General features: G+C 37.7%; 20 protein-coding genes. 12 read left to right on the top strand and 8 right to left on the bottom strand.

Going from position 1 to position 26,177, the window contains the following annotated elements; translation table 11 throughout:
* Positions 1–39: 39 nt before the first annotated feature.
* The gene (locus A8M50_RS03685; protein WP_005644888.1) at positions 40–1,515 is read right to left on the bottom strand and encodes a leucyl aminopeptidase; all 1,476 of its coding nucleotides are present in this window, start codon (positions 1,513–1,515) and stop codon (positions 40–42) included.
* A 107-nt stretch (positions 1,516–1,622) separates the two neighbouring features.
* Here A8M50_RS03685 and lptF point away from each other — a divergent pair, with 107 nt between their 5' ends.
* The 3 genes from lptF (at position 1,623) to A8M50_RS03700 (ending at position 4,730) form a co-directional block, all read left to right on the top strand.
* Positions 1,623–2,717 carry an LPS export ABC transporter permease LptF gene (gene lptF / locus A8M50_RS03690; protein WP_005644696.1) on the top strand — a complete coding sequence of 365 codons (1,095 nt, stop codon included), beginning with the start codon at positions 1,623–1,625 and terminating at the stop codon, positions 2,715–2,717.
* Positions 2,718–2,721: 4 nt separating this feature from the next.
* Complete coding sequence (gene lptG, locus A8M50_RS03695) at positions 2,722–3,798, top strand: LPS export ABC transporter permease LptG (RefSeq protein WP_005644998.1); 1,077 nt, start codon at positions 2,722–2,724, stop codon at positions 3,796–3,798.
* An 86-nt stretch (positions 3,799–3,884) separates the two neighbouring features.
* On the top strand, positions 3,885–4,730 hold the full coding sequence (locus A8M50_RS03700) for a patatin-like phospholipase family protein (RefSeq protein ID WP_032826513.1): 846 nt from the start codon (positions 3,885–3,887) through the stop codon (positions 4,728–4,730).
* A gap of 41 nt (positions 4,731–4,771) precedes the next feature.
* On the opposite strand, the gene A8M50_RS03705 is transcribed toward A8M50_RS03700, so the two are convergent.
* Positions 4,772–7,414 (bottom strand): PqiB family protein, encoded by a 2,643-nt coding sequence (locus tag A8M50_RS03705; protein ID WP_005644946.1) that lies wholly within the window; start codon positions 7,412–7,414, stop codon positions 4,772–4,774.
* Entirely contained in the window at positions 7,398–8,648 is a 1,251-nt protein-coding gene (locus A8M50_RS03710) for a PqiA/YebS family transporter subunit (protein ID WP_005637125.1), read from the bottom strand. Before A8M50_RS03710 ends, A8M50_RS03705 begins: the two co-directional genes overlap by 17 nt.
* 179 nt (positions 8,649–8,827) lie before the next feature.
* On the opposite strand from A8M50_RS03710, the gene proQ reads away from it, so the two are divergent.
* From proQ to odhB, 9 genes are all read left to right on the top strand, one after another.
* The gene (gene proQ, locus A8M50_RS08955) at positions 8,828–9,466 is read left to right on the top strand and encodes an RNA chaperone ProQ (protein ID WP_005644693.1); all 639 of its coding nucleotides are present in this window, start codon (positions 8,828–8,830) and stop codon (positions 9,464–9,466) included.
* A 26-nt stretch (positions 9,467–9,492) separates the two neighbouring features.
* On the top strand, positions 9,493–11,568 hold the full coding sequence (prc, locus tag A8M50_RS03720; RefSeq protein ID WP_005645081.1) for a carboxy terminal-processing peptidase: 2,076 nt from the start codon (positions 9,493–9,495) through the stop codon (positions 11,566–11,568).
* A 67-nt stretch (positions 11,569–11,635) separates the two neighbouring features.
* Positions 11,636–13,102 (top strand): L,D-transpeptidase family protein, encoded by a 1,467-nt coding sequence (locus A8M50_RS03725; RefSeq protein ID WP_032826504.1) that lies wholly within the window; start codon positions 11,636–11,638, stop codon positions 13,100–13,102.
* Positions 13,103–13,132: 30 nt separating this feature from the next.
* Complete coding sequence (mepK, locus tag A8M50_RS03730) at positions 13,133–13,693, top strand: peptidoglycan L,D-endopeptidase MepK (RefSeq protein ID WP_005644671.1); 561 nt, start codon at positions 13,133–13,135, stop codon at positions 13,691–13,693.
* 53 nt (positions 13,694–13,746) lie between these two features.
* Positions 13,747–14,502, top strand: a complete 756-nt coding sequence (locus tag A8M50_RS03735) for a TatD family hydrolase (protein ID WP_005644731.1) — start codon at positions 13,747–13,749, stop codon at positions 14,500–14,502.
* A gap of 9 nt (positions 14,503–14,511) precedes the next feature.
* The gene (locus A8M50_RS03740; protein ID WP_005644781.1) at positions 14,512–15,144 is read left to right on the top strand and encodes an MBL fold metallo-hydrolase; all 633 of its coding nucleotides are present in this window, start codon (positions 14,512–14,514) and stop codon (positions 15,142–15,144) included.
* A gap of 91 nt (positions 15,145–15,235) precedes the next feature.
* Positions 15,236–15,859: a ComEA family DNA-binding protein gene (locus A8M50_RS03745; RefSeq protein WP_005635844.1), complete on the top strand. Its 624-nt coding sequence runs from the start codon at positions 15,236–15,238 to the stop codon at positions 15,857–15,859.
* A gap of 343 nt (positions 15,860–16,202) precedes the next feature.
* Complete coding sequence (gene sucA, locus A8M50_RS03750) at positions 16,203–19,010, top strand: 2-oxoglutarate dehydrogenase E1 component (RefSeq protein WP_005644912.1); 2,808 nt, start codon at positions 16,203–16,205, stop codon at positions 19,008–19,010.
* A gap of 126 nt (positions 19,011–19,136) precedes the next feature.
* Positions 19,137–20,366, top strand: coding sequence for a 2-oxoglutarate dehydrogenase complex dihydrolipoyllysine-residue succinyltransferase (odhB, locus tag A8M50_RS03755; protein WP_005644803.1), 1,230 nt, complete (start codon positions 19,137–19,139; stop codon positions 20,364–20,366).
* A gap of 115 nt (positions 20,367–20,481) precedes the next feature.
* Here odhB and nrdB read toward each other — a convergent pair whose 3' ends face one another.
* From nrdB to A8M50_RS03780, 5 genes are all read right to left on the bottom strand, one after another.
* The gene (nrdB, locus tag A8M50_RS03760; RefSeq protein ID WP_005628461.1) at positions 20,482–21,612 is read right to left on the bottom strand and encodes a class Ia ribonucleoside-diphosphate reductase subunit beta; all 1,131 of its coding nucleotides are present in this window, start codon (positions 21,610–21,612) and stop codon (positions 20,482–20,484) included.
* 9 nt (positions 21,613–21,621) lie between these two features.
* The gene (locus A8M50_RS03765; RefSeq protein WP_005644981.1) at positions 21,622–22,422 is read right to left on the bottom strand and encodes a TIR domain-containing protein; all 801 of its coding nucleotides are present in this window, start codon (positions 22,420–22,422) and stop codon (positions 21,622–21,624) included.
* Positions 22,423–22,437: 15 nt separating this feature from the next.
* Positions 22,438–24,708, bottom strand: coding sequence for a class 1a ribonucleoside-diphosphate reductase subunit alpha (nrdA, locus tag A8M50_RS03770; protein ID WP_032826502.1), 2,271 nt, complete (start codon positions 24,706–24,708; stop codon positions 22,438–22,440).
* Positions 24,709–24,951: 243 nt separating this feature from the next.
* Positions 24,952–25,533, bottom strand: coding sequence for a division/outer membrane stress-associated lipid-binding lipoprotein (dolP, locus tag A8M50_RS03775; protein ID WP_005644729.1), 582 nt, complete (start codon positions 25,531–25,533; stop codon positions 24,952–24,954).
* 56 nt (positions 25,534–25,589) lie between these two features.
* Positions 25,590–26,174: a D-sedoheptulose-7-phosphate isomerase gene (locus A8M50_RS03780; protein WP_032826501.1), complete on the bottom strand. Its 585-nt coding sequence runs from the start codon at positions 26,172–26,174 to the stop codon at positions 25,590–25,592.
* Positions 26,175–26,177: the final 3 nt, after the last annotated feature.

Here is a 26,177-nt window from a genome sequence, read left to right on the forward strand (position 1 = left end):
ACCGCACTTTTCAAAAGTGCGGTTATTTTCATGTCTATTTTATTTAACCTGATTAATCAAAAATTGTGTTAATAAAGAAACAGGGCGGCCAGTTGCGCCTTTATTTGCGCCTTGTAGCCAAGCCGTACCTGCAATGTCTAAATGTGCCCAGCGATATTTTTTCGTGAAATTAGACAAAAATGCACCAGCAGTAATTGCGCCACCCCAGCGCCCGCCAATGTTGGCAAGATCGGCGAAAGGTGATTTCAGTTGCTCTTGATATTCTTCGCTTAATGGTAAACGCCACGCTTTGTCTGTGGTTTCTGTTGCCGCTTGGAGCAGTGCATTGGCAAGCTCGTTATCTGTAGAAACTAAGCCGCTATTGTGTTGACCAAGGGCAACCACACAAGCACCTGTCAAGGTGGCAACATCAATAACGAGTTCTGGTTCAAAACGTTCAACATAAGTGAGGGCATCACAAAGGACTAAGCGACCTTCCGCATCGGTGTTGAGCACTTCTACGGTTAAACCGTTCATGGTAGTGAGAATATCGCCTGGGCGATAAGCATTGCCATCAGGCAGATTTTCACAACCTGCTAAAACACCAATAACGTTTAATGGCAAGTTCAACTGTGCAATGGCTTTCATTGTGCCGAAGACAGAAGCTGCACCACACATGTCATATTTCATTTCATCCATGTCAGCAGCAGGTTTAAGTGAAATACCGCCTGCATCAAAGGTTAATCCTTTGCCGACAAGTACAATGGGTTTGGCATTTTTATCTGGTGCATTATTGAATGTCAAAATAGACATATAAGCACGGTTTTCAGAGCCTTTTGAGACGGCAAGATAAGCATTCATTCCAAGTTTTGACATTTCTTCTTCATCCACAACTTTCAACGAAAGTGCGGTAGAATTTTCTGCTAAATTTTTTGCTTGTTCAGCAAGATAAGCAGGATTACAAATATTTGGTGGCATATTTGCGATGTCGCGTGCTGCTTTTATGCCTGAGCTAATCGCATTGGCGTGAGAAATAGCTTGTTGGGCTTGATCACAATCCGTATTGAAGATGAAAGATTCTAAAACAGAGGTTTCTGGTTTTTGAGATTTGAAATGATCAAATTGATAATTGGTGTGTTCAATCGTTTCAATGGCAAAGCGAATATTCCAATAAAGATCGCGATCTTTTAATTCAATTTCAGTTAAATAAGAAACGACTTCACGTGTGTTGGTTTCTTTTAGCGTTTTTAATACAGCTTGGATGATTTGTTTATATTGACGTTCCGTGAGTTCTCCTTTTTTGCCACAGCCAACGATTAATACGCGTTTAGCAGATAAACCTTGAAGATCTCGAAGTAAAACGGTTTGGGATAATTTGCCTGTTAGCTCACCTGATTTCACTAAGTCGTTTAAATAGCCTTGGGTTAATTGATCGATTTCATGGAAACTTTTTGAAAATTCATTGTTCTCATATACGCCTAAAACAATGCAATCACCAGCTTGAGAAAGTGCGGTGTTTTTTGCTTGATATTTCATTTGATGTCCTTAAATTTCTGTTTAATTCAGCGAAAATAAGGTATCATACGCGACCGATTTTATCCAGTTTTCCCCCGTTTTAGATTTAGAAAAATAAACGAAATAAGATGATTTTAATTCGATATTTAACGAAAGAAGTATTTAAGAGCCAAGTCGCCATTTTGTTCATTTTATTGCTGATATTTTTCTCTCAGCAGTTAGTGCGCGTACTGGGATCTGCGGCTAATGGTAAAGTGCCGGCTGACTTGGTATTTTCCTTGCTAGGGCTAGGCATGCCTGCTATGGCGCAATTAATGTTGCCATTATGTTTGTTTATTGCGATTTTACTCACTTTTGGGCGTCTTTATGCGGAAAGTGAAATAACGGTGATGCGTGCTTGTGGTGTCGGACAGCGTGTTTTAGTGCGTGTGGCGTTAATGCTTTCATTGATTACTGCGGGACTTGCTGCTTATAACGTCTTGTGGCTTTCGCCTTGGTCAATTCAAAAACAAGCGGCAATCGTAGAAGATGCCAAAGCGAATCCAACAATGGGGGCACTTTCTTCTGGTCAGTTTATGTCAACAAATAACAACAATTTTGTTTTATTTATTGATAGTATCAAAGGAAATCAAATTAATGACGTGTATTTGTTCCAAACTGCGCCAAAAGGACAAACGAAACCATCCGTCGTAACTGCTGAAAAAGGCGAATTAAAAGCGCTGCCAAATGGCGATCAAATTCTGAATTTACAAAATACGCAACGAGTTGAAGGCACGTCTCTTTTTCCTGATTTCCGCATTACGCATTTTGATGAATATCAAGCCTATTTAGGGCATCAGGAAACAGAAAATACGAATGATGAAGTCGCGGAATTAACATTGTCTCAACTTATCGGTTTAGATTCTCCTTCTGCGAAATCTGAATTGCATTGGCGTATTACATTAATCCTTGCGGTTCCACTCATGGCGTTAATTGCTGTGCCGTTAAGTCGTGTAAATCCTCGACAAGGTAGATTTGCCAAAATTTTACCCGCACTTTTACTCTATTTAATTTATTTTTTATTACAAAGTTCCTTTAAATCTGCGGGGGCAGCAGGAAAATTAGATGCTGCTATTTTTATGCCTCTTGTTAATATTGGCTTTTTGTTGCTTGGTATCGTGTTAAACGGTTGGGATAGCGCTGCGATGTATAAATTCCGTCATTTATTCAGTAGAAAAGGATAAGCAAATGATGAATACCCTCGATCGTTATATTGGAAAAAGTATTCTCGGCTCAATTTTTGCCACTTTGCTTACATTGGTTGGACTCTCTGCCATTATCAAATTTGTAGAACAATTTCGTAGCGTAGGTAAAGGCACTTATGATATTTGGCAAGCGGTGGCTTTTACTGGCTTAACCATTCCAAAAGACATTGAAACTTTCTTTCCTATGGCTGCATTGCTTGGTGCGCTAATGGCTTTGGGCAACCTTGCGAGTCGAAGCGAACTCGTTGTTATGCAAGCTGCTGGATTTTCTCGTTTTAAAATTGGTATGGCAGTGATGAAAACTGCATTACCGTTAGTTTTATTAACCATGGTGATTGGTGAGTGGGGAATTCCGCAAACAGAACAGTTCGCACGTGATATGCGTGCTCGAGCGCTTTCTGGTGGTTCAATGCTTTCCATGAAAAATGGCGTTTGGGCAAAAGATGGTAATAATTTTGTGTTTGTTAGACGTGTTACCGATGACGCAAAATTAAACGATATTTATATTTATACTTTTGATCAGCATCGTAATTTGACGGAGTTGAAACATGCTAACCAAGCAAGTTATTCGGAAGATGAAAGTAAATGGACTTTACGTCAAGTAAACCATTCTATGATTACCAAAGATGAAATCACGACAAGTAATCGCTTATCGGAAAAATGGGAAACAAATTTAACGCCAGATAAATTAGGCGCTGTTTCTTTACGTCCTACATCACTGTCTATTTCAGGTTTGTATAATTACATTTCATTTTTACGTGAAACAGGTCAAGATGTGAGTCGTTTTGAACTCACATTCTGGCGAAAAATTTTCCAACCTGTATCTGTTGGCGTAATGATGTTATTGGCATTATCTTTTATTTTTGGATCACTACGCAGTGTGACGGCGGGGGCAAGAATTGTAACGGGCATCTGTTTTGGCTTTTTGTTCTATGTAGTAAATGAAATTTTCGGGCAAATGAGCGTTGTTTATAACATGCCTGCTGTTTTCGGTGCGCTAATGCCAAGTTTGCTATTTATCGTGATGATTTGGTGGTTGCTGAGTCGGAAACGGGATTAATCCAGATTGTTCAAATAATTGCGTGTTCAGAAATGGCACGCAATATTTTTATGTGTTGTTTTCAAATGGAAGAAGTTAAAAAATCAATGAAAATTGGCTTAGTGTTAGAGGGTGGAGCGATGCGAGGCATGTACACCGCGGGAGTACTAGATACCTTCTTAGATAAAGATTTTTGGGTTGATGGTATCATTTCTGTTTCTGCAGGTGCATTGTTTGGTGTTAATTATCCTTCTAGGCAAAAAGGGCGGGCAATTCGTTATAACAAGAAATTTATATCAGATAAGCGTTATATCAGTTTTAAAAGTTTGGTGAGCACTGGAAATATCGTGAATAAAGACTTTGCTTTTTATGAAGTACCTTTCAAATATGATGTGTTTGATAATAAAACGTTTAAAGAATCAGATATCGATTTTTATGTAGCTGTGACTAATTTACAAACCGCTCAAGCGGAATATGTCAAATTAACAGATCCTTTGGCGCAAATGGAAGTGTTGCGTGCCACTTCCGCTATGCCTTATGTTTCTAGGCCAGTTGAGATAGACGGCATTCCTTATTTGGATGGTGCCATTGCGGATTCTATTCCTGTCGAACAAATACAGAAGCTAGGATACGATAAAATCATTGTTATTCTTACCCGCACTTTAGATTATCGAAAATCTAAGTCAATGACTTCTTGGATTGCTAAATGGTTTTATCGACGTTATCCACATTTTGCAGATGCCGTAAATCAGCGTTATGCCATGTATAATCGACAAGTTGAAAATGTGATTAAGCTAGCAGAAAAAGGCGATATTTTTGTTATTCGACCTTCTGTTGATTTGAAGATTAAGCGTATTGAAAAAGATCCCAATAAATTGCAGGCAATGTATGAACTTGGTGTGAAAGATATGCAATTACAGTGGAAAAATTTATTGGATTATTTAAATCGATAATAAAAATGGATTAAACCTTTTACCGTTTAATCCATTTTTATTTATTGTGGTAACGCGCCGCTTCCCCAAGTTTGTACTTCTTCTGGGCGTTTTATCTGGAGCAAGAAACGTTTGTTTGGCTGCGCCTGTGGTTGAATTTCTTTTTCTGATGGTGTAGAGAAAGAAATACCACCTTTTAGCAACTGTTGAACACTTCCCGTATTAAATACCGCACCTTTCCAGCCTAAGGTAAAGTCATAGCCTGATGCAATCCAAAATTCTGTATTTTGTCGAACAAGATGGCTATATTTCGTCATGATTGCGATATGCACTAAGACGCGATCACCAAGACTGTTAAGCTCAAATTTTTTCACTGTACCCACTTCTACGCCTCGATAAAGAATTGGTGATCCTTCACTTAAATTCATTGCATCGCGTGTTTCTAAAATAAATGGCGTACCATTACTAAATTTATTACGTTGTGGAGCTGTTTGAGATAAATTAAATTGCGTTTTTGGTTTACCATTCCCAATTTCAATATCGATATAAGGTTGTAATAAGCTATCAAGGTTATCTACTCCACCTGCTGAAATTTGTGGTGAGATAATCGTAAAGTTAGAACCTTCTTTTGCAATCATATTCATATAATTAGGGTTGATTAATGCTTTTGCAGTGATGCGTTTAGATTTTTCATCAAGCTGAATACTGTCAATTTGCCCCACATCTAGACCCAAATAGCGCAGACTCATCCCTTTGCTAAGATTGGTTGCATCATCTGCCGTTAAGGTGATGGCAAGCCCGATGGATTTTGCATAACTTTCATTTGCGTAAAGTGTTCGATTATTGCCCGAACCACTATTATCAAAGCTAATCGCACCTTTTAATGAACGCGCAAGTGGCGTAGCTTGAATGCTAATTCCTTTCGGTGTGATATCAATTTTCGCCGCACTTTCTACCCAAAATCGGCTTTTATCGGTCAACAAATGTTGATAGGCAGGATAAATATAAACCTCCACATCAAAGCTATTAGTTTTAGGTTTAATATTTAAAATCTTTCCCACCTCAAATTGACGATATAGTACGAGAGAACCTTTATCAATGCTTGGTAACGTTTGGGTGTGTAAGGTTATCGTTGGCGTAAGAATATTTCCTATGATGCCATGTTCAGCGTTGCTGATATTTTGATAAAGCGGATAGCTATCTTTAGCTTTTCCCTGACCTTGTTTCGTTAGTACTCGTACGCCACCTTGTAACCATTTTTCTGGTGTCGCGGATTCAAAACGCAATCCGTCTAATCCAACGCTGATATCAAAGTTGGTTGCTGCGACAAATTGTGTGTTTTCGTGAATTAAATTGCGATATTCAGATGCAATTGCTGCCTTAAATTGCACACCATTTATATCCACTTTTTGTGAAACAATTTGTCCGATTGGCATGTTGTTATAAAACACATTTTGACCTTCACTTACACCATAATTTTCTGGTGCGGTGAGTGTTAAAACTAATGTATTAGGTGCATTGAGTAATAACTCATTTTCTTTAATGACATCAAATTGATGCTTAGTTTCACCATCTCCAGCAATGACATCAAAATATTCGCCACGAAAGAATTTTTTTGGATCTGCTAAATTACCAAGATCCGTTTTTTTATTGCGAAGTACAATTTTGCTATTCGCTTTAAATAAAGAGGCTTGGTTTGGATCTATCAATAAACTGCCTTCTAAAATTTCATCGTTATTTTCAACCGCACTTATTTTAGAAAGAATCCCGATAGGATTATCTTGAGAATAAACCTCGGTCTGTCCTGCAACGAGACCAGCAGATGCAGGTATATTTACGTTGACTTCAATGCCACGTTTTGCGGCTTTTAAATTGGTATAGAGCGTGAAATGACTATTTTCATCTGCTTTTGGGCTATCAGCTGGAGAGTCAAAAGAAACAGCACCTTGTACAACCGCATTTAAACTTTCTACATTTAGATTTAAGCCTGATGGGCTAATGTTAGCGTTAATGCCACTGATGTTCCAAAAACGTGAATCTTTTTTCACAAACTGTGCATAGGCTTTATCAATCACCACATCTATTTGCACTTTATTGTCTTTATTAATGCGGTAATCGTAAATTTTTCCTACAGGTAGTTTTTTAAAATAGACGGATGCACCGATGGAAATTGAGCCTAAGTCATCAGAAATTAAGTGAATCAATAAATCTCCAGGCGAAACTTGGGCAATGGGGCCTTGTTCTTCCGCAATAAATTCGTCTTCGTGATCGCCATCACCCGGTTGAAGAGTGATGTAATTGCCTGATACGAGAGAATCTAAACCTGAAATTCCTGCAAGTGAAACATTTGGTTGAACAAGCCAGAATTTTGTATTTTCACGTAAAATACTTGACGCTTCAGGATTGATATTGGCAACAACTTCCACTTTTTGCATGTTATCTGTGAAATTTACTTTTTTCACCACACCAATTTGCAAACCTTGGTAGCGAACTTGTGTTTTATCCGCAACGATACCAGAGCCATTGGTAAAGGTAATCGTGATGCTTGTGCCACGTTCCTTAACAATTTGGAAGAATAAAATTGCCCCAATACATAATGCAATAAAGGGAAGTAACCAAAATGGAGAAATACGACGAGTTTTTCGTACTGCCGCTGTAATTTCTGTATGTTGATCTTTCATTGAAGAACTATTTTTCTCTGTCATAAATTTTCCAAATTAATCGACTATCAAATTGTGAGGTTGAAATCATGCTGCAAAATACGGCAGCGCCGAAGTAAAATGCGCCAGGACCAACGGTAAAATTAATAATTTCACCCCTAGTTACTAGTGACATCATTAAGGCTAATACAAATAAATCTAGCATCGACCAGCGCCCAACGAAATGCACAATATGCAATAAACGTATTTGCCATTTTATAGAATGTTGCCATTTAAAATGAACACAACTTAGTAAGTAAAGTAAGATTGCCGCTTTACTGATTGGGACAAAAATACTCGCAAAGAATACCACGAAAGCAACAAAATAACTGCCCATGTTAACAAAAGAAATTACACCAGATATTAATGTATCTTCAGAGAGTGCTCCTGTTAAATAAATGCCTGATATGGGTAATAAATTTGCTGGGAAAAGCATAATAATCCCTGCAATTAAACTTGCCCAAGTGCGTTGTAACTTAATATTATCTGAAATATGAACAGGCGATAAACAGCGCGGACATCGTGGGTTGTTCTTTTTATCGTAATGAATACCGTTTTTTGAAAATGTATAGTTACAAGCATTACATAATTCAATGTTGTTTGCATCATAAGCGGGTTCATTTTCGGGATAAAACTCTTTCCATAATGCTTTAAGGTTTAATTTGATAAAAAGTAAGGTTGTCAAAAGTGCGGTGAAAATAAAGGGAATTAAATAAACATTAATTTCCAGTGTTGCATATTCACGCACCTTGAACATCGTCACGCCTAGCGCAACTAAATAAACATCAAACATAACCCAAGGTTTTATATAACCTAAAAAAAGCAAAACACTACGTGGTTTAATATGCAAAATTTTTGCAATCCAGAGCATGATGACTAAAATTGCAAAGGTAATTGGCATCACAACGGCACAGATAAACACCATAAAGGCAGTGTATTCATAGCCTGCCACTGACATTTTCCAAATACCTTCCCAAATAGATGCATCAATTTTTACACCTAACAAATGAAGACTTAATAGGGGATAACCCAAGGCAAATGGCATCAAAATAAGGATCGATAAAGCAACCATAGCACAACGATGAACAGACCAACGCCCACCTGTCGCTAAATGGTGATGACAACGTGGACATTCAGCTTGTTCATCTTTATTTAATATTAAAGGTGTTTCTACGCTAACATCACATTCTTCGCATTTTATAATTTGAAATGATTTTTGTGTGAGGTTTGATTCTTGCACGAAAGATTATCTTTTATTCGGTTGTTAAAAACGGGTCATTTTAGCCTTGTTTAAGTATATATGGGAAGTGTTCTTGACTATTTTTGTGCAAAATTTATTCACAATGTTTTGATTCATTGTAAATTTTGTAAAAAGTGCGATAAACTAGGTCGGTTTATATTTACCCTAGGATAACTAACATGACTGATTCTCAATCTGGCGTTCAGACCACTGATGCGCAAGTAAATTCACAAAAACTAACCAATACAAAAGATATTATTGCGTATTTGGCTGAAAAATTCCCACTTTGCTTTATTTTAGAAGGCGAAGCAAAACCATTAAAAATTGGTCTGTTCCAAGATTTAGCGGAAGCATTACAAGATGATGAGCGTGTAAGCAAAACTCAGTTGCGTCAGGCTCTTCGTCAATACACATCAAATTGGCGTTATTTACATGGCTGTCGCGAAGGCGCAGTGCGCGTAGATTTACAAGGTAATCCAGCCGGCGTGTTAGAAGCTGAACATGTAGCCCATGCAGCTCAACAGCTTGCAGATGCTAAAGCGCGTGTTGCCGAAAAACGTAAAGCTGAGGCTGTAGCGAAAAAAGCACAACAAAAACAACGCCCACGTAAACCTGCAAATAAAAATGCTAAACATTTCAATAAGCCCTCATTAAGTGCGGTTGATTTTTCACAAATTTCTGTTGGTTCTGTGGTGAAAGTGAAAGCTGGTGATCATGCGAAAAAAGCAACAGTAGTGGAAGTGCTAAAAGACTCAGCACGTGTTGAACTTGAAAACGGTTTGGTTATGAGCGTAGCTGCAGATCGTTTATTTGCATAATGATTTAATTCTACTCGGGAAAGGTTATGAGATCTAATATTTCAAAAAATGTGATTACTAGCGCATTGTTATCGGTATTGTTAATCGGCTCTGTGCCTGCTTTGGCTGTGCAGCCTAAATTAAAACTGAGCGATATCACTATTCCAACAGCAAGCGAAGAGAATCAGTTGGCGACTAAGCGTGCAACGACTCGATTAACCCAATCGCATTATCGAAAGATCTCATTGGATGATGCTTTTTCTGAGAAGATTTTTGATCGTTATATCAAAAATATTGATTTTAGCCATAACACCTTTTTGCAATCTGATGTAGATGAACTTCGTCAAAAATATGGCGCTAAGTTGGATGACCAGTTAAATCAAGGTGATCTTTCTGCTGCTTTTGATATTTATGATGTAATGATGAAGCGTCGTTATGAACGTTATGCTTATGCGTTGTCTTTATTAGATAAAGAGCCTAATTTGAATGGCCAGGATCAAATTGAAATTGATCGTGAAAAAGCAGCATTTCCGAAAACCGAAGAGGAAGCTAACAAACTTTGGGAAGAGCGAGTAAAAAATGACGTTATTAATCTTAAATTAAAAGATAAAAAATGGTCAGAAATTAAAACAAAACTCACCAAACGTTATAATTTGGCAATTCGCCGTTTAACTCAAACGAAGGCTGATGATATTCTTCAAACTTATTTGAATGCATTTGCTCGTGAAATTGACCCTCATACCAGCTATCTTGCACCAAGAACCGCGAAAAGTTTTAACGAAAGTATGAATCTTTCTCTTGAGGGGATTGGGGCAACGTTACAATCAGAAGATGATGAAACAAGTATTAAATCACTTGTTCCTGGCGCACCTGCGGAGAAAAGTAAAAAATTACATCCTGGAGATAAAATTATTGGTGTGGGCCAATCAACAGGTGAAATTGAAGATATCGTTGGCTGGCGTTTAGAAGATATCGTTGAGAAAATCAAAGGTAAAAAAGGCACAAAAGTGCGGTTAGAAATTGAGCCGTCTAAAGGTGGAAAATCCCGTATTATTACTTTAGTGCGCGATAAAGTGCGCATTGAAGATCAAGCCGCAAAATTAACCATGGATAAAGCCGATGGTAAAAATATTGCGGTAATCAAGGTGCCAAGTTTCTATATTGGTTTAACTGATGATGTTAAAAAATTATTGGTTAAAGCAGAAAAACAAAAAGCCGATGCGTTAATTATTGATTTGCGTGAGAACGGTGGTGGTGCATTAACAGAAGCGGTTGCTTTAAGTGGTTTGTTTATTACGAATGGTCCTGTTGTGCAAGTACGTGATGCCTATCAACGAATTCGTGTACATGAAGACGATGATGCCGAGCAACAATATAAAGGCCCTTTGTTGGTCATGATTAACCGTTACAGTGCTTCTGCATCAGAAATTTTTGCAGCGGCAATGCAGGATTACAACCGCGGTATTGTTATTGGACAAAATACTTATGGTAAAGGTACCGTTCAGCAAAGTCGCCCTTTGAATTTTGTGTATGATTTGGATCAGACGCCGTTAGGTTTATTGCAATATACCATCCAAAAATTCTATCGAATTAATGGTGGATCAACTCAGTTAAAAGGTGTGGCGGCAGATATTAATTTCCCTGAAATTATCGATGCGAAAGAGTACGGCGAAGATAAAGAAGATAATGCATTGCCGTGGGATAAAATTCCATCTGCAACTTATAAAGAAGTTGGCAATGCGCGTAAAGATGTTGATGTATTAAATCAAAAACATCTTGATCGTATTGCTAAAGATCCTGAGTTTATCGCATTAAACGAAGATTTAAAAATTCGTAATGAGCGCCGTGATCGTAAATTCTTATCGTTGAATTATCAAACGCGTAAAGCTGAAAACGATAAAGATGATGCAAGACGTTTAAAAGATATTAATGATCGTTTTAAACGAGAAGGTAAAAAAGCATTAAATGATATTGATGATTTACCGAAAGATTATGAAGCGCCAGATTTCTTCTTAAAAGAAGCAGAAAAAATGGCTGCGGATTTTGTTATGTTGAATTCAAGTGAGCAAGATGTTGGCAAAGAAATTCAAAAATCAACAGAGACAATAGAAGAGAAAAAATAAAATTATTTTAACCGCACTTTATTTTAGAATTAAATAAAGTGCGGTTGTTTTAGGGAATATTTAAGGAATGGCTATGTTTAAAAGCTCTGCAAGGCTATCAGTATTTGCGTTGTCATTGTCAATGATGACATCAGGATGCGCTTTAGCAGATTTTGTAAAGAATGGACAATCGGCGCAACTTCATGGCGTTGATGTTTCGCATTTATCTCCAGAAGAAAAACAAAAGCTTGAAGAGGAAATTAAATTAGATCAAGCCCGCTTAGCACAGGAAAAGCAAGCGATTTTAGAAATGTCGCTAACCCATGAAATAGGCGAGCATGCTTTACAGTTTAAGCCTTTGTTAGCTCGTTTATATGCAGAACGTAAATATGCACCATTATGGAAAGATAATGTTGCGGCTCGTCAATTATTACAGGGGTATGCAGCCATGGTGGCTAGCGGTATTTCTAAACGTTCAGCAAAATCCTTAGAATCCTTTGAATTGATCGAGCAACAAGGCGGGTTAGCTTATGATGTTTTATTGAGCGATATATTGCTAGATTATTTGTATTATACTCAAAATGTAGGTGCGCAAGCTCAACGTTGGTTATATTCATCTAGCGCTTATCAAGTTCAACAACCTGCAGATGAACATATTCAACGTTGGTTAAGTGCGGTAGAAAATGGTCAACTTTTAGGTTTTGTACAAAGTTTATCGGGTGATAATCACTTATATCATCAAACTGTTAAAGAGCTGTCATCAATGGTATCTGCCTCAGGATTATCAGAAGTTGGCAAAAAACTTGCTATTAATGCGCAACGTTTACGGGTTATTCCTGATTTTCATAACGGTATTTTCGTGAATATTCCAAGTTATAAATTGCAGTATTATCGCGATGGTAATTTGACTTTGGAATCCCGTGTTATTGTTGGTAAGGATGAACGCCGTACGCCTGTGATGTATAGTAAATTAAGTAGTGTTGTTGTTAATCCACCTTGGAATGCGCCCACTCGCTTAATTAATGAAGATTTATTGCCAAAAATGAAAGCAGATCCAAGTTATATTGCAGCTCATAATTATTCTATTTTGGATAGTGCTGGCAATGTGATTGATCCTTACTCGATAAATTGGGCGTCTATTGGTAATAAATTCCCTTATCGAGTTCGACAAGCCGCTGGCGATAGTGCACTGGGGAATTATAAATTTAATATGCCAAGCTCAGATGCCATTTATTTGCATGATACGCCAAATCATGGGCTGTTTAGCCGTAAAGATCGCGCATTAAGTTCTGGTTGCGTACGTGTGGAAAAATCCGATCAACTTGCTAGTATCTTATTGAAAGAAGCAGGGTGGTCAGATGAACGTAAAAAGAATGTTTTAGAAAGTAAAAAAACGGTTTCTGCCCCAATTCGTTCAGAAAACCCCGTATTTATATACTATGTGACATCTTGGGTTGAGAATGGAAAGATTCAGGCATTGCCAGATATTTATAAATATGATGGATTGATGAATTTCAGTGGAATTAATTGGAATGTCGTCAAAAAATATCTCTAATAATCCATCAAAAAATAGAAAGGAGAGATGATGAACAAGGTTGATAAACAGAAACGTAAATGGCTGTCGCTCGGTGGCATTGTTTTAGGCGCATCAGTTTTACCAAATTCTGTATTAGCAATGGTTTCAACACCTAAGCCTCGAATTTTGACGTTCCGTAATATTAATACGGGAGAGCGATTAAGTGGAGAGTTTTATGCTCAAAAAGGTTTCGCAAGTACCACATTAAAAAAATTAGACCATTTTATGCGCGATAAACGAACAAACCAAGTTTGTAAAATGGATCCAAATCTGTTCCACAAGTTTTATAACATTCAAAGCAATTTGGGGTTAAGCAATGCTGAAATTGAAGTTATTTGTGGGTATCGTTCTGCCGCAACGAATGCAATGCGCCATCGTCAAAGTAGCGGAGTAGCAAGTAATAGTTATCATATTAAAGGTAAGGCTATTGATTTTCGTATTGCAGGTGTGCCTTTGGCTAAAGTAAAAGTTGCTGCAGAAAACCTGAGTAATGGTGGGGTAGGATATTATCCAACAAGTAATTTTATTCATGTGGATACTGGCCCTGTTAGGACCTGGAAAGGGGTATAAAATAAATTTAAAATTGACCGCACTTTTGTGCGGTTTTTTCATTAGAAAATATTATGCTATTTGACAGTCATCTTCATTTAGATCAACTCTCTGATGAGAATATCCAGAAAACACTTAGGGATTCAAAGATTACAGGTATGCTTGCGGTAAGTACGAATCTAAAAAGTGCTAAAAAGCTATTGAATTTAAAACAGGCTTATCCCGAGAAACTTTATATTGCAGCTGGTTTTCATCCTGAACAGTCTTTGCTCAATTTAGAAGAGCGAGAAGAATTATTTCAATGGATTGATGAACATCATTCATCGATTTCTGCGATTGGTGAGGTGGGGTTGCCACATTATTCTAAACGTGAAAATTCAAATTTGGATTACACACCTTATATTGAATTACTAGAACGATTTATTCTGATAGCGAAAAAATGGGATTTGCCGTTAAATTTACATATTGTGCATAATGATGTGGATATTGCCCTTGAATTATTACAGAAACATAATATCCAACGAGCTCATTTTCATTGGTTTAAGACAGATGAAAAATCTTTTCAGAAATTTTTATCTACACCATATTTTGCTAGCTTAACACCTGATATTTTATGGAATCCTAAAACACAGTATGTTGCTCAACATTTGTCGTTAAACCGTTTGATGATTGAAACGGATAGTCCTTGGCCACATGAAGGATTTGAAAGTGCGGTCATTTCTGAGCAATTATCTGCAGTAGTAAAGAAAGTGGCTGAATTAAAATCTTTGCCGTTAGATTATGTTCAAGAGCAAATGCTTTTGAACACTCAACAATTTTATCGATTATAAGGAGCAAACATGAATATCGAAATTATCCCAGTCACCGCATTTCAACAAAATTGTTCTTTGATTTGGGATGACGAGAAAAATGCAGCAATTATTGACCCAGGTGGCGAAGCCGAACGCCTAATTCAACGTATTGAAGAACTGGATTTAAATCTCAAAGTGATTTTACTTACCCATGGTCATTTAGATCATGTTGGCGCAGCCATGCAATTAAAACAACATTTTAGCGTTGAAATTTGGGGCTCTCATGAAGAAGATAAATTTTTATTTGAGAGTTTGCCAGAACAAGCCCAACGCTTTGGTTTACCAAATATTGAAGCCTTTTTACCTGATCGTTGGTTTAATCAAGAAGGTGAAATCTTAAAATTAGATGGCTTTAATTTCGAGATTTTACATTTACCAGGGCACACACCAGGGCATATTGGTTTTATTGAACATGAGAAAAAGGTGGCATTTACAGGCGATGTATTATTTCAAGGCGGAATTGGTCGTACCGATTTCCCTCGTGGCGATTATGAAACATTGATTTCTTCAATTCGAACAAAACTATTACCGTTGAATGATGATCTGATTATTATTGCTGGGCATGGGCCTTATACAACTATTGGCCGAGAAAAACAGACAAACCCATTTTTAAATCGTTAAAAGTGCGGTGAATTTTTTATGGTATTTTGAACTAATTGTCAGATGGCTAGTCTTAAGCATGCCTCTGGCAAATTTTATAATAGGAGTTTATATGAAATCTTTAAAATCTCTTTTAAGTGTTACCGCACTTACCCTTGCTATTTCAGGTTCTGCATTAGCAAATGAAAATCCATTGGCTACATTAAAAGATGTGGCGAAAGATAATGTTAAAACAACCGTGTCAGAAAATGTGAAATCAGTAAAAGATTCTGCGTCAGCTGCGAAAGGAAATGTTTTAGAAAAAGTTTCTTCAACAAAAGAAAAAGCGACTGAAGGCGTTTCTTCTGTGAAAGAAAAAATGGCTGCAGCGAAAGAAAAAGTTGATTCAGTAAAAGATAAAGCAAAATCATTAAAAGATTCTTCATCAGAAGATAGTCACAAAGCTTTAAAATACAAAGCTGCGGAGAAAGTGAAAGAAACGAAAGAAAAAGCAGCAGAAAAAATGAATAGTGAAAAAGATAAAGTTAAGTCTGTTGCTGATTCCGCGAAGATCGATATTAATAAAGCGGATGCTAAAACATTGCAACAACTTTCTGGTATCGGTGAGAAAAAAGCACAGGCAATCATCGACTATCGTAACAAGGTTGGCAAAATTAAAGACATTGCAGAATTGTCAAAAATTGATGGTTTAGGTTCAACCACTATTGAAAAAATAGCACCATTCTTAACTTTCTAAGTATTTAGTTAAAGTTTTGGCTAGTTAGCTAACAACAACCTTTTACATTATGAGGCGGGAATTACCCGCCTTTTTTCTATCTATCATAAGTATATTCTTCTTTATCCCCAAGTATCTTTTTTGTTATAGAGTTATTCGAATTATTGGTTTTTTAAGAATATTGAATAAGAAAATTTTGTTATATTCATTTAACTAAACCAAGTCATTAATTAAACATTTGAGCCAGATCACAAATCTGTAACAATTTCTGATAAGAGGCTTATTTCCTTTTCAATCCTATGTATAATGCATAAAAAATGGAGCGAAAACTATCGTTCCAAATAATCATAATAAAGAGGTAATTATGCAGCAAAACAAGGCATTTGATGATTGGTTAGCCAGCACAGCATTAGGCGGTGCAAATCAATCTTATATAGAAGAACTTTATGAAAGCTATTTGAGCGATCCGCAGTCGGTGGAGGAAAGTTGGCGAGCCACTTTTGATTCTTTACCAAAAATGACCGCACTTGAACAGCCCCATACACCAGTGCGAGATTATTTTCGTCGTTTGGCGCGAGAAAATCATAATGAAGCGGTGACAGTGATAGATCCTGCTGCTGGTGCAAAATTGGTGAAAGTTCTACAATTTATCAATGCCTATCGTTTTCGAGGCCATTTAGAGGCTAATCTAGATCCCCTCAATTATTATCGTTGGAAAGTATCTTCCGTCCCTGAATTAGATTATCGTCATCACGGTTTTACTGAACAAGATCTCAACGAAACCTTCAATATTAATCATTACGTTTACAAACGCGATACCATTAAGCTTGGTGAGTTAGCTCAAATGTTGAAAGAGACATATTGTGGCTCAATTGGCTTAGAGTTTATGCATGTGCAAGATATGGCGCAGAAAACTTGGCTCCAGAGCAAGATGGAAAGTGTGTTAGAGAAACCACTTTTTACATCTGAAGAACGTGTTAATTTTCTTCGTGAACTTACCGCTGCGGACGGTTTAGAACGTTATCTCGGTGCAAAATTCCCAGGGGCGAAACGCTTTTCCTTAGAAGGAAGTGATGCGTTTATTCCATTGATGAAAGAAATTATCCGTCATGCTAGTCGCCAAGGCGTAAATGATGTGGTAATGGGAATGGCACACCGTGGACGTTTGAATATGCTTGTGAATGTATTAGGTAAAAAGCCAGAGGATTTATTTGATGAATTTGCGGGTAAACATTCGAGTGAACGTACGGGAGATGTGAAATATCATCAAGGTTTTTCTTCTGATTTCGCAGTGGATGATAAGCGAGTTCACTTAACGTTGGCATTCAATCCATCTCATTTGGAAATTGTAAGCCCAGTAGTGGTGGGTTCTGTACGTTCAAGACAGACTCGCATTAATGATACAACGCGTAGTCAAGTTTTAGCGATTACAGTTCATGGTGATTCCGCTGTAGCAGGGCAAGGCGTTGTTCAAGAAACATTGAATATGTCAAATGCTCGTGGTTACAGTGTGGGGGGTACCATTCGTATCGTGATTAATAACCAAATTGGTTTTACGACATCTAACCCGAATGACACGCGTTCCACAGAGTATTGCACCGATATTGCGAAAATGATTCAAGCGCCGATTATTCACGTTAATGGTGATGATCCTGAAGCGGTTGCTTTTGCTGCCCGTATGGCGGTGGAATATCGTAATTTATTCAAACGAGATATTTTTATTGATTTGATTTCTTACCGTCGTCATGGTCATAACGAAGCTGATGAACCATTAGCTACTCAGCCAATGATGTATAGCATCATCAAAAAGCATCCTACACCTCGTAAAGTTTATGCAGATCGCTTAGTTGCAGAAGGCGTGATGACTGAAGAACAAGTCACCGAGATGGCAAATGATTATCGCGATGCGCTAGATAATGGTGATCGAGTCGTATCAGAATGGCGAGAAATGGATACGGCAAAAATGGATTGGTTGCAATATCTCAACTATGATTGGACTGCTCCGTATGAAAGCAAATTTTCACAGGAACGTTTTTTAACGCTTGCTAAACGTGTATGTGAATATCCAGAAAGTTTACGTGCTCATCCTCGTGTAGAAAAAATTTATAATGATCGTAAAGCAATGTATCAAGGCGAGAAATTGCTCGACTGGGGTATGGCTGAAACCATGGCTTATGCAACCTTACTTGATGAAGGTGTTAATGTCCGTTTATCAGGTGAAGATGCGGGGCGTGGAACATTTTTCCATCGCCATGCCGTTGTGCATAATCAAAATGATGGTACGGGGTATGTACCATTAACACATTTGCATGCTAACCAAGGTCGTTTTGAAGTATGGGATTCGGTACTATCTGAAGAATCTGTTCTTGCTTTTGAATATGGCTATGCAACAACAGATCCAAAAACGTTAACCATTTGGGAAGCGCAATTTGGTGATTTTGCTAATGGTGCACAAATTGTTATCGACCAATTTATTAGCTCCGGAGAACAAAAATGGGGCAGAATGTGTGGTTTAGTTATGCTATTGCCTCATGGCTATGAGGGACAAGGTCCAGAACATTCTTCTGCTCGTCTTGAACGTTATTTGCAACTTTGTGCTGAACAAAATATGCAAGTCTGCGTGCCATCAACGCCAGCACAGGTGTATCACATGTTGCGCCGTCAGTCGTTACGTAAAATGCGCCGTCCATTGATTGCCATTTCTCCAAAATCTTTGTTACGCCATCCATTGGCTGTATCCAATTTAGATGAGTTGATTAATGGTGCCTTCCAAACGGTAATTGGAGAAATTGACGAGCTTGATCCTAAAGATGTAAAACGTGTGGTCATGTGTTCAGGTAAAGTTTATTACGATTTACTTGAACAACGTCGTGCGAATAATCAGAAAGATGTGGCGATTATTCGTATTGAGCAGCTTTATCCATTCCCACATGAGGATGTGAAGAAAGCGCTTGAGCCTTATGCACATGTCACGGATTATATATGGTGCCAAGAAGAACCTCTTAATCAAGGGGCTTGGTATTGCAGCAAACATAATTTTGAATCAGCAATTCCAGAATCCGTTAAACTCAAATATGCAGGGCGTCCGGCTTCAGCTTCGCCTGCTGTGGGTTATATGTCGCTTCACACTAAACAACAAAAACAATTAGTGGAAGATGCGTTAACCCTATAAAGTGCGGTTGAAAATTAAGATATTTTTATAAATGTATAGATGCACTTATTGCATCATGGATAAAAAGTAAAAGAGTAATTCAGTGCAATAAGTTGCACTTTAAGTTAAGAGATAAGGAAAAATAAAATGACCATTGAAATTCTTGTTCCAGACCTACCTGAATCAGTTGCAGATGCAACCGTTGCTACTTGGCATAAAAAAGTAGGTGATACTGTTAAACGTGATGAAGTTATTGTAGAAATTGAAACGGATAAAGTCGTGCTAGAAGTGCCCGCACTTTCTGATGGAGTACTAGCAGAAGTTGTTCAAGCTGAGGGCGAAACTGTGGTGAGTAAACAGCTGCTAGGCAAAATTTCTACGGCTCAAGAAGGGGATGTCAGTGCAGCGACGTTAAAAGTAACGAATGAACCCACACCATCTGATCGCCAACATGCTGCGATTGAAAATAGTCATAATCACAATGCGGATCAGGGCCCTGCGATTCGACGTTTATTAGCAGAACATGATTTACAAGCAGATCAAATTCAAGGTTCGGGCGTGGGCGGTCGTTTAACACGTGAAGATATTGAACGTGAAATAGCAAAACGACAAGCATTGCAAGAGAAACAAGAAGCTGCCACTGAGCAAAATACAATTAGTACGGTAGCTTATAGTGCACGTTCTGAAAAACGTGTGCCAATGACCCGTTTGCGTAAACGTATTGCTGAACGTTTACTGGAGGCCAAAAACAGTACAGCAATGCTTACCACTTTCAATGAAGTGGATATGCAGCCGATAATGACTCTGCGTAAAACCTACGGCGAAAAATTTGAAAAACAGCATGGTGTGCGTTTAGGTTTTATGTCTTTTTATATTAAAGCGGTTGTGGAAGCATTAAAACGTTATCCTGAAGTTAATGCTTCTATTGATGGGGATGATGTTGTTTACCACAACTATTTTGATATTAGTATTGCGGTTTCGACCCCTCGTGGATTAGTCACACCAGTGCTTCGTGATTGCGATAAGCTCAGTATGGCAGAGATCGAAAAACAAATTAAAGCATTAGCCGAAAAAGGTCGTGATGGCAAATTGACTGTAGAAGATCTCACTGGCGGCAATTTTACCATTACAAATGGCGGCGTGTTTGGTTCTCTTATGTCCACTCCAATTATCAATCCACCACAAAGTGCGATTTTAGGGATGCACGCAATTAAAGAACGCCCGATTGCGCTTAATGGTCAAGTTGTGATTCGTCCAATGATGTATCTTGCCTTATCTTACGACCATCGTTTAGTTGATGGCCGTGAATCTGTTGGTTTCTTGGTAACGATTAAAGAATTATTGGAAGATCCAACAAGATTATTATTGGAAATTTAAGAAATAAAAGGCTTTCTGCGTTATAAAGCCTTTTAAAATGAACAAAAAATTAACCGCACTTTAAATATTTAAAAAGAATATTCCAAAGTGCGGTTATTTTCTTATGTGTTTTTAATTAGAGATCGAAATCCCCAAAATCATTCGTATCAACTTTTGAGTCAATTTGACCAACAAGGTAAGAACTTACTTCCACTTCTTGTGGCGCTACTTGTACGTTGTCAGAAACAAGCCATGCGTTAATCCATGGAATTGGGTTAGAACGCGCACCAAATGGTAATGGAAGACCAACAGCCTGCATACGGATATTGGTGATATATTCCACGTATTGCACTAAAATATCTTTGTTCAAACCGATCATAGAACCGTCTTTAAACAAATAATCCGCCCAGTCTTTTTCTTGTTCTGCAGCCGCTAAGAATAAATCGTAGGCTTCTTGTTTACATTCTTCTGCAATTTCTGCCATTTCTGGGTCATCTTGACCTGCAGCCATAATATTTAAAATATGTTGCGTGCCAGTTAAGTGTAACGCTTCATCACGAGCGATAAATTTAATAATTTTCGCATTACCTTCCATTAATTGACGTTCAGCAAAAGCAAACGAGCATGCGAAAGACACATAGAAACGAATGGCTTCAAGCGCGTTTACGCTCATTAGGCAAAGGTAAAGTTGTTTTTTCAAATTACGCAATGTCACAACACATTCTTTACCATCTACCGTGTAAGTACCTTCGCCGTATAGGCTGTAAAGTTGGCTGTCGCGGATTAAATCGTCGTAATAAGAAGAAATATCACGTGCACGCTTGATGATTTCTTCGTTAGTTACGATGTCATCAAATACGATAGATGGATCATTCACAATGTTACGAATAATGTGCGTGTAAGAACGAGAGTGGATGGTTTCAGAGAATGTCCAGGTTTCAATCCAAGTTTCTAATTCCGGAATCGACACTAAAGGCAACAATGCCACGTTCGGGCTACGGCCTTGAATAGAATCTAATAAGGTTTGATATTTTAAGTTACTGATGAAAATGTGTTTTTCATGTTCAGGTAACGCGGCATAGTCGATACGGTCTTGTGACACATCCACTTCTTCTGGACGCCAGAAGAAAGAAAGTTGTTTTTCAATGAGCTTTTCAAAAGTCTCATATTTTTGTTGATCGTAACGCGCAACGTTAACGTTTTGACCAAAGAACATAGGTTCTTTTAATTGGTCGTTTTTGTTTTGTGAGAAAGTGGTGTATGCCATTTTATTGTCCTATATCTTTGATATTTCGAGATCCTGTAGTTTCTTTGCCGATTGAATCATATCTAAAATAATGTTTTTGGGGGCCATATGTGAAAGTTGGTCTAAAATTATTTCTGTTGGCATATCTTGTTTAACAAGATCAGAAACAATTAATCTAACCGATCTAGGATGTAAATAATTTCTTTCATTATCAATGTTTCTATTAACTAAGCTTTTTTCTAGTTGTAATTCAAGTTCTCTAATTTTTCGAATTGTTAATCTACTATGTTCTAATATTTCATCTAACACATCTTCATTTGGTCTGTTAGGTTCAATAGTACTTGGTTTTTCCTTAATTATAGCGTTACATTTTTCCTGAAATTGCTCCCAATATGTTTCAAATGCTCTATTAAGTATAGATATATCTAAAGTATGTTCTCCTAATGTATTATTAATTGTTTTAAATAGTTCTAGCATACTACTTTTATCTTTAATAATAGTGTGATTGAATTGCGCTAATGGATCCTTAATATCTTTAGCTTCAAGATCAATTAATAACGTACATACTCGAGCATTTGATAACCCTTTAGTCAATGCTCCAGCCTCAAATAAAATCCATGGATTTGATACATTTTCTGGAGTTAAGCAAACAATTCCAACGGTTGTATCTTTTAGTTGATTTGATATTTCATTAAACCAAAAGGAGCCTTTTTCAACATCCTTAGTTGAAATCCAAGGTTTAGCAGCTTGTATTACGCAACATAACCATTCATTAAAAAGTTCAGCAATTGCTTTACTTCTTTTCCCAGACCAACTTAAAAAAACCTTCATTATTTTCTCCTTTAATTAAATCTTACACGCACCACCAACACAGCCATCATCTAAATCTTCTTGGCTGTCTTCAGCACCATCGCGGGTATTTTGGTAGTAAAGGGTTTTTAAGCCGTATTTGTAAGCCGTTAATAAGTCTTTTAACAACACTTTCATTGGTACTTTACCATCTTCAAAACGTTTTGGATCGTAGTTGGTATTGGCGGAGATCGCTTGGTCTACGAATTTTTGCATAATACCGACTAAGTGTAAGTAACCATCATTGCTTGGGATATCCCAAAGTAATTCGTAGTTGTCGCTTAAGTTTTCGTACTCAGGTACAACTTGTTTTAGGATGCCATCTTTTGAGGCTTTAATACTTACATGACCACGTGGCGGCTCAATACCATTGGTCGCATTTGAAATTTGCGATGAGGTTTCTGACGGCATTAAGGCGGTTAAGGTTGAGTTACGTAAACCAAATTCTTGAATATCTTTACGTAAACTTTCCCAATCATAATGTAATGGCTCTTGTGTTAAGGCATCTAAATCTTTCTTATAGGTATCAATAGGTAAAATGCCTTTTGCATAAGTGGTTTCATTGAAGTATTCGCAAGCACCTTGCTCTTTTGCTAAGTTCATAGAGGCTTTCAATAAATAATATTGAATGGCTTCAAAAGTGCGGTGAGTTAAATCGTTAGCTGAACCATCAGAATAACGAACACCATTTTTAGCAAGGTAATAAGCATAGTTAATGACACCGATACCTAATGCACGACGAGCAAGTGAACTACGTTTTGCCGCCACAACAGGGTAATCTTGATAATCTAATAATGCATCAAGTGAACGCACAGCAAGGTCAGCAAGTTCTTCCAATTCATCTAAGTTTTCAATTTTACCTAAGTTAAATGCAGAAAGCGTACAAAGTGCGATTTCTCCATTTTCATCATTAATGTGCTCAAGCGGCTTCGTAGGTAACGCGATTTCTAAACATAGGTTAGATTGGCGAACCGGTGCCACTTGTGGATCAAATGGAGAATGAGTATTACAGTGGTCTACGTTTTGAATGTAGATACGGCCTGTTGATGCACGTTCTTGCATTAATAAAGAGAAAATCTCAACGGCTTTGACGGTGCGTTTACGGATAGTTGGATCTTGTTCGTATTTTACGTACAGTTCTTCAAATTTGTCTTGATCTGCAAAGAATGCTTCATAAAGACCAGGTACATCTGATGGACTAAATAAAGTAATCTCACCACCTTTAATTAGGCGTTGATACATTAATTTGTTTAATTGGACGCCATAATCCATATGACGAACGCGGTTGTCTTCTACACCACGGTTATTTTTTAACACAAGCAAGCTTTCTGCTTCTAAGTGCCAAATAGGGTAATAAAGTGTTGCTGCACCGCCACGAACGCCACCCTGTGAGCAAGATTTCACTGCAGTTTGGAAATATTTATAGAATGGAATACAACCTGTATGGAATGCTTCACCGCCACGAATCTCACTACCTAATGCACGAATTGCACCTGCATTAATACCAATCCCTGCGCGTTGTGAAACATATTTCACAATAGCTGATGCGGTTGCATTGATTGAGTCTAAGCTATCATCACATTCAATTAATACGCAAGAGCTGAACTGACGAGTAGGTGTGCGCACACCCGCCATAATTGGCGTTGGTAAGGAAATTTTGAAGGTAGATGTTGCATCGTAGAAACGTTTTACATAATCCAAACGCGTTTCTTTTGGATATTTAGAGAATAAACTAGCGGCAACCAGTAAATAGAGGAATTGTGCTGATTCGTAGATTTCTCCCGTCACACGGTTTTGAACTAAATACTTACCTTCAAGTTGTTTCACGGCAGCATAAGAGAACGTCATATCACGCCAATGGTCGATGAATCCGTCCATTGTGTCCCATTCTTCACGAGTATAATCATCCAATAACGCATGATCGTATTTACCCATGCGTACTAATTTTTTGACATGATCGTATAAACGAGGGGGATCAAAATGACCGTAGGCTTTTTTACGTAAATGGAAAATCGCTAAGCGAGCAGCTAAAAATTGATAATCAGGCGTATCTTTGCTGATTAAATCTGCGGCTGCTTTAATAATGGTTTCGTGAATGTCTGAAGTACGAATGCCTTCGTAAAATTGAATGTGTGAGCGAAGCTCAACTTGGGAAACAGACACATTGTCTAGACCTTCTGCTGCCCATGTAATAACACGGTGGATTTTATCAAGATTGATTTGTTCCTGCGTGCCATCACGCTTGGTTACCATTAAGCTTTTATTCATTGTACGACCCTTGTTATTATGCAATGTTAAACACAAGATATAGTGTTTGTAATAAAATCACGCACAAGGTAATGTGTTTTTTGCTTGAGATCAAGCAATAAATTTTTTACTTGAATTATTGACAATAGGTAACTTATTTAAAAATAAACGGTTTTTTCGAAGAGCAAAAAAATCAAATTTTTTACTTGTAAAAATGAGAAAAGTGCGGTTGAAATTCGTTGAATTTTTACCGCACTTTGAAGATTAGTTGAGATACTTGAAAACTTTAATTACTTTTTTCACGCCACTGATTTTGCTCGCAATGTCTGCGGCCGCATCAGCTTGGGCATGAGTCACTGTACCGAGTAGGAAAACTTCTCCATTTTCACTAATAACTTTAACATCGGTTGCTTTAACTCGACCATCGACTAACATTTTTGATTTGACTTGAGTAGTAATCCAACTGTCTTTGCTGATTTGTGCAAAAGAGATTTTCGGGCCAACAGTCAGCTCGTTATAAATGTCATTGACACCTTCAACACCTTTTGCAAGATCTGCGGCAGTGTCTTTTACACCACTATTAGGCACTTGACCGATTAAAAGTACTCGACCATTGTAAGACACGGCATTTACACGACCTTCAGTTTTAATTTGAGCATCTTTTTCAACGGTATTTTCTACTTTGAATTCGAGTGTTTCGTCATCTACTTGTGTACCAGCAGTTCGAGGATCGGTACCTACTTTAGCTGCTGCAGCGCCACCACCAAGAGCAGCAACAATACAGCCTTGTAAAAAGAATGTTGTGCTAAGCACGATAGCCAGTTTTTTTAACGGGGATAATGTCATAATTAACTCCTTTTGAGATTAAATTACTGCTAGTTTGAAATTGATTTATTTTGCTGTCAAGCACTTGGGAACAATGTATGGTCAACTAATTCACAAAGGGCATTGATAACAAAAAGATGGTTTTCTAGGACGCGACTTTCTTTTGTCGCTGGAATTGATATTTCTAAATCGCTATCTGCTAAAATTCCTTGAATTGCATCGTTATTAGAGCCAGTGAGTGCAATGACATTAACTTCTTTATTTACTGCATGAGAAATAATGTTTAGCACGATTTTCTCTGTTCCTAAAGGCGAAAAAGCGATAAGTAAGTCGCCTGGTTTGGCAACGGCATTAAATTGGTGACAATACAATTCTTCAGGCGAGTGTTCAAAAACCAGAGAAGAACCCACCGCACTTTCTAAACTTAAGAGCACAGAGGGAAAACTCGGTCTTGCTAAATCATATCGATTAAGCAAGTTAGATACGAGAAACTGTGCATTGGCATAAGAACGCGAGACACCACAGGCGATCACTTTATTGCCACCTAGCAAACATTGCATCACCATTTGGGTGGCGTTAGCAATATTTTCTGAAAGCATGCTAGACGCAGCAATTTGAATTTGAATACTTTCGCTATAAATATCTTTTACTTTTTGTAACATCAT

Origin of the sequence: Haemophilus haemolyticus (genome assembly GCF_001679045.1) — a bacterium.
In the GTDB taxonomy this organism is placed as follows: domain Bacteria; phylum Pseudomonadota; class Gammaproteobacteria; order Enterobacterales; family Pasteurellaceae; genus Haemophilus; species Haemophilus haemolyticus.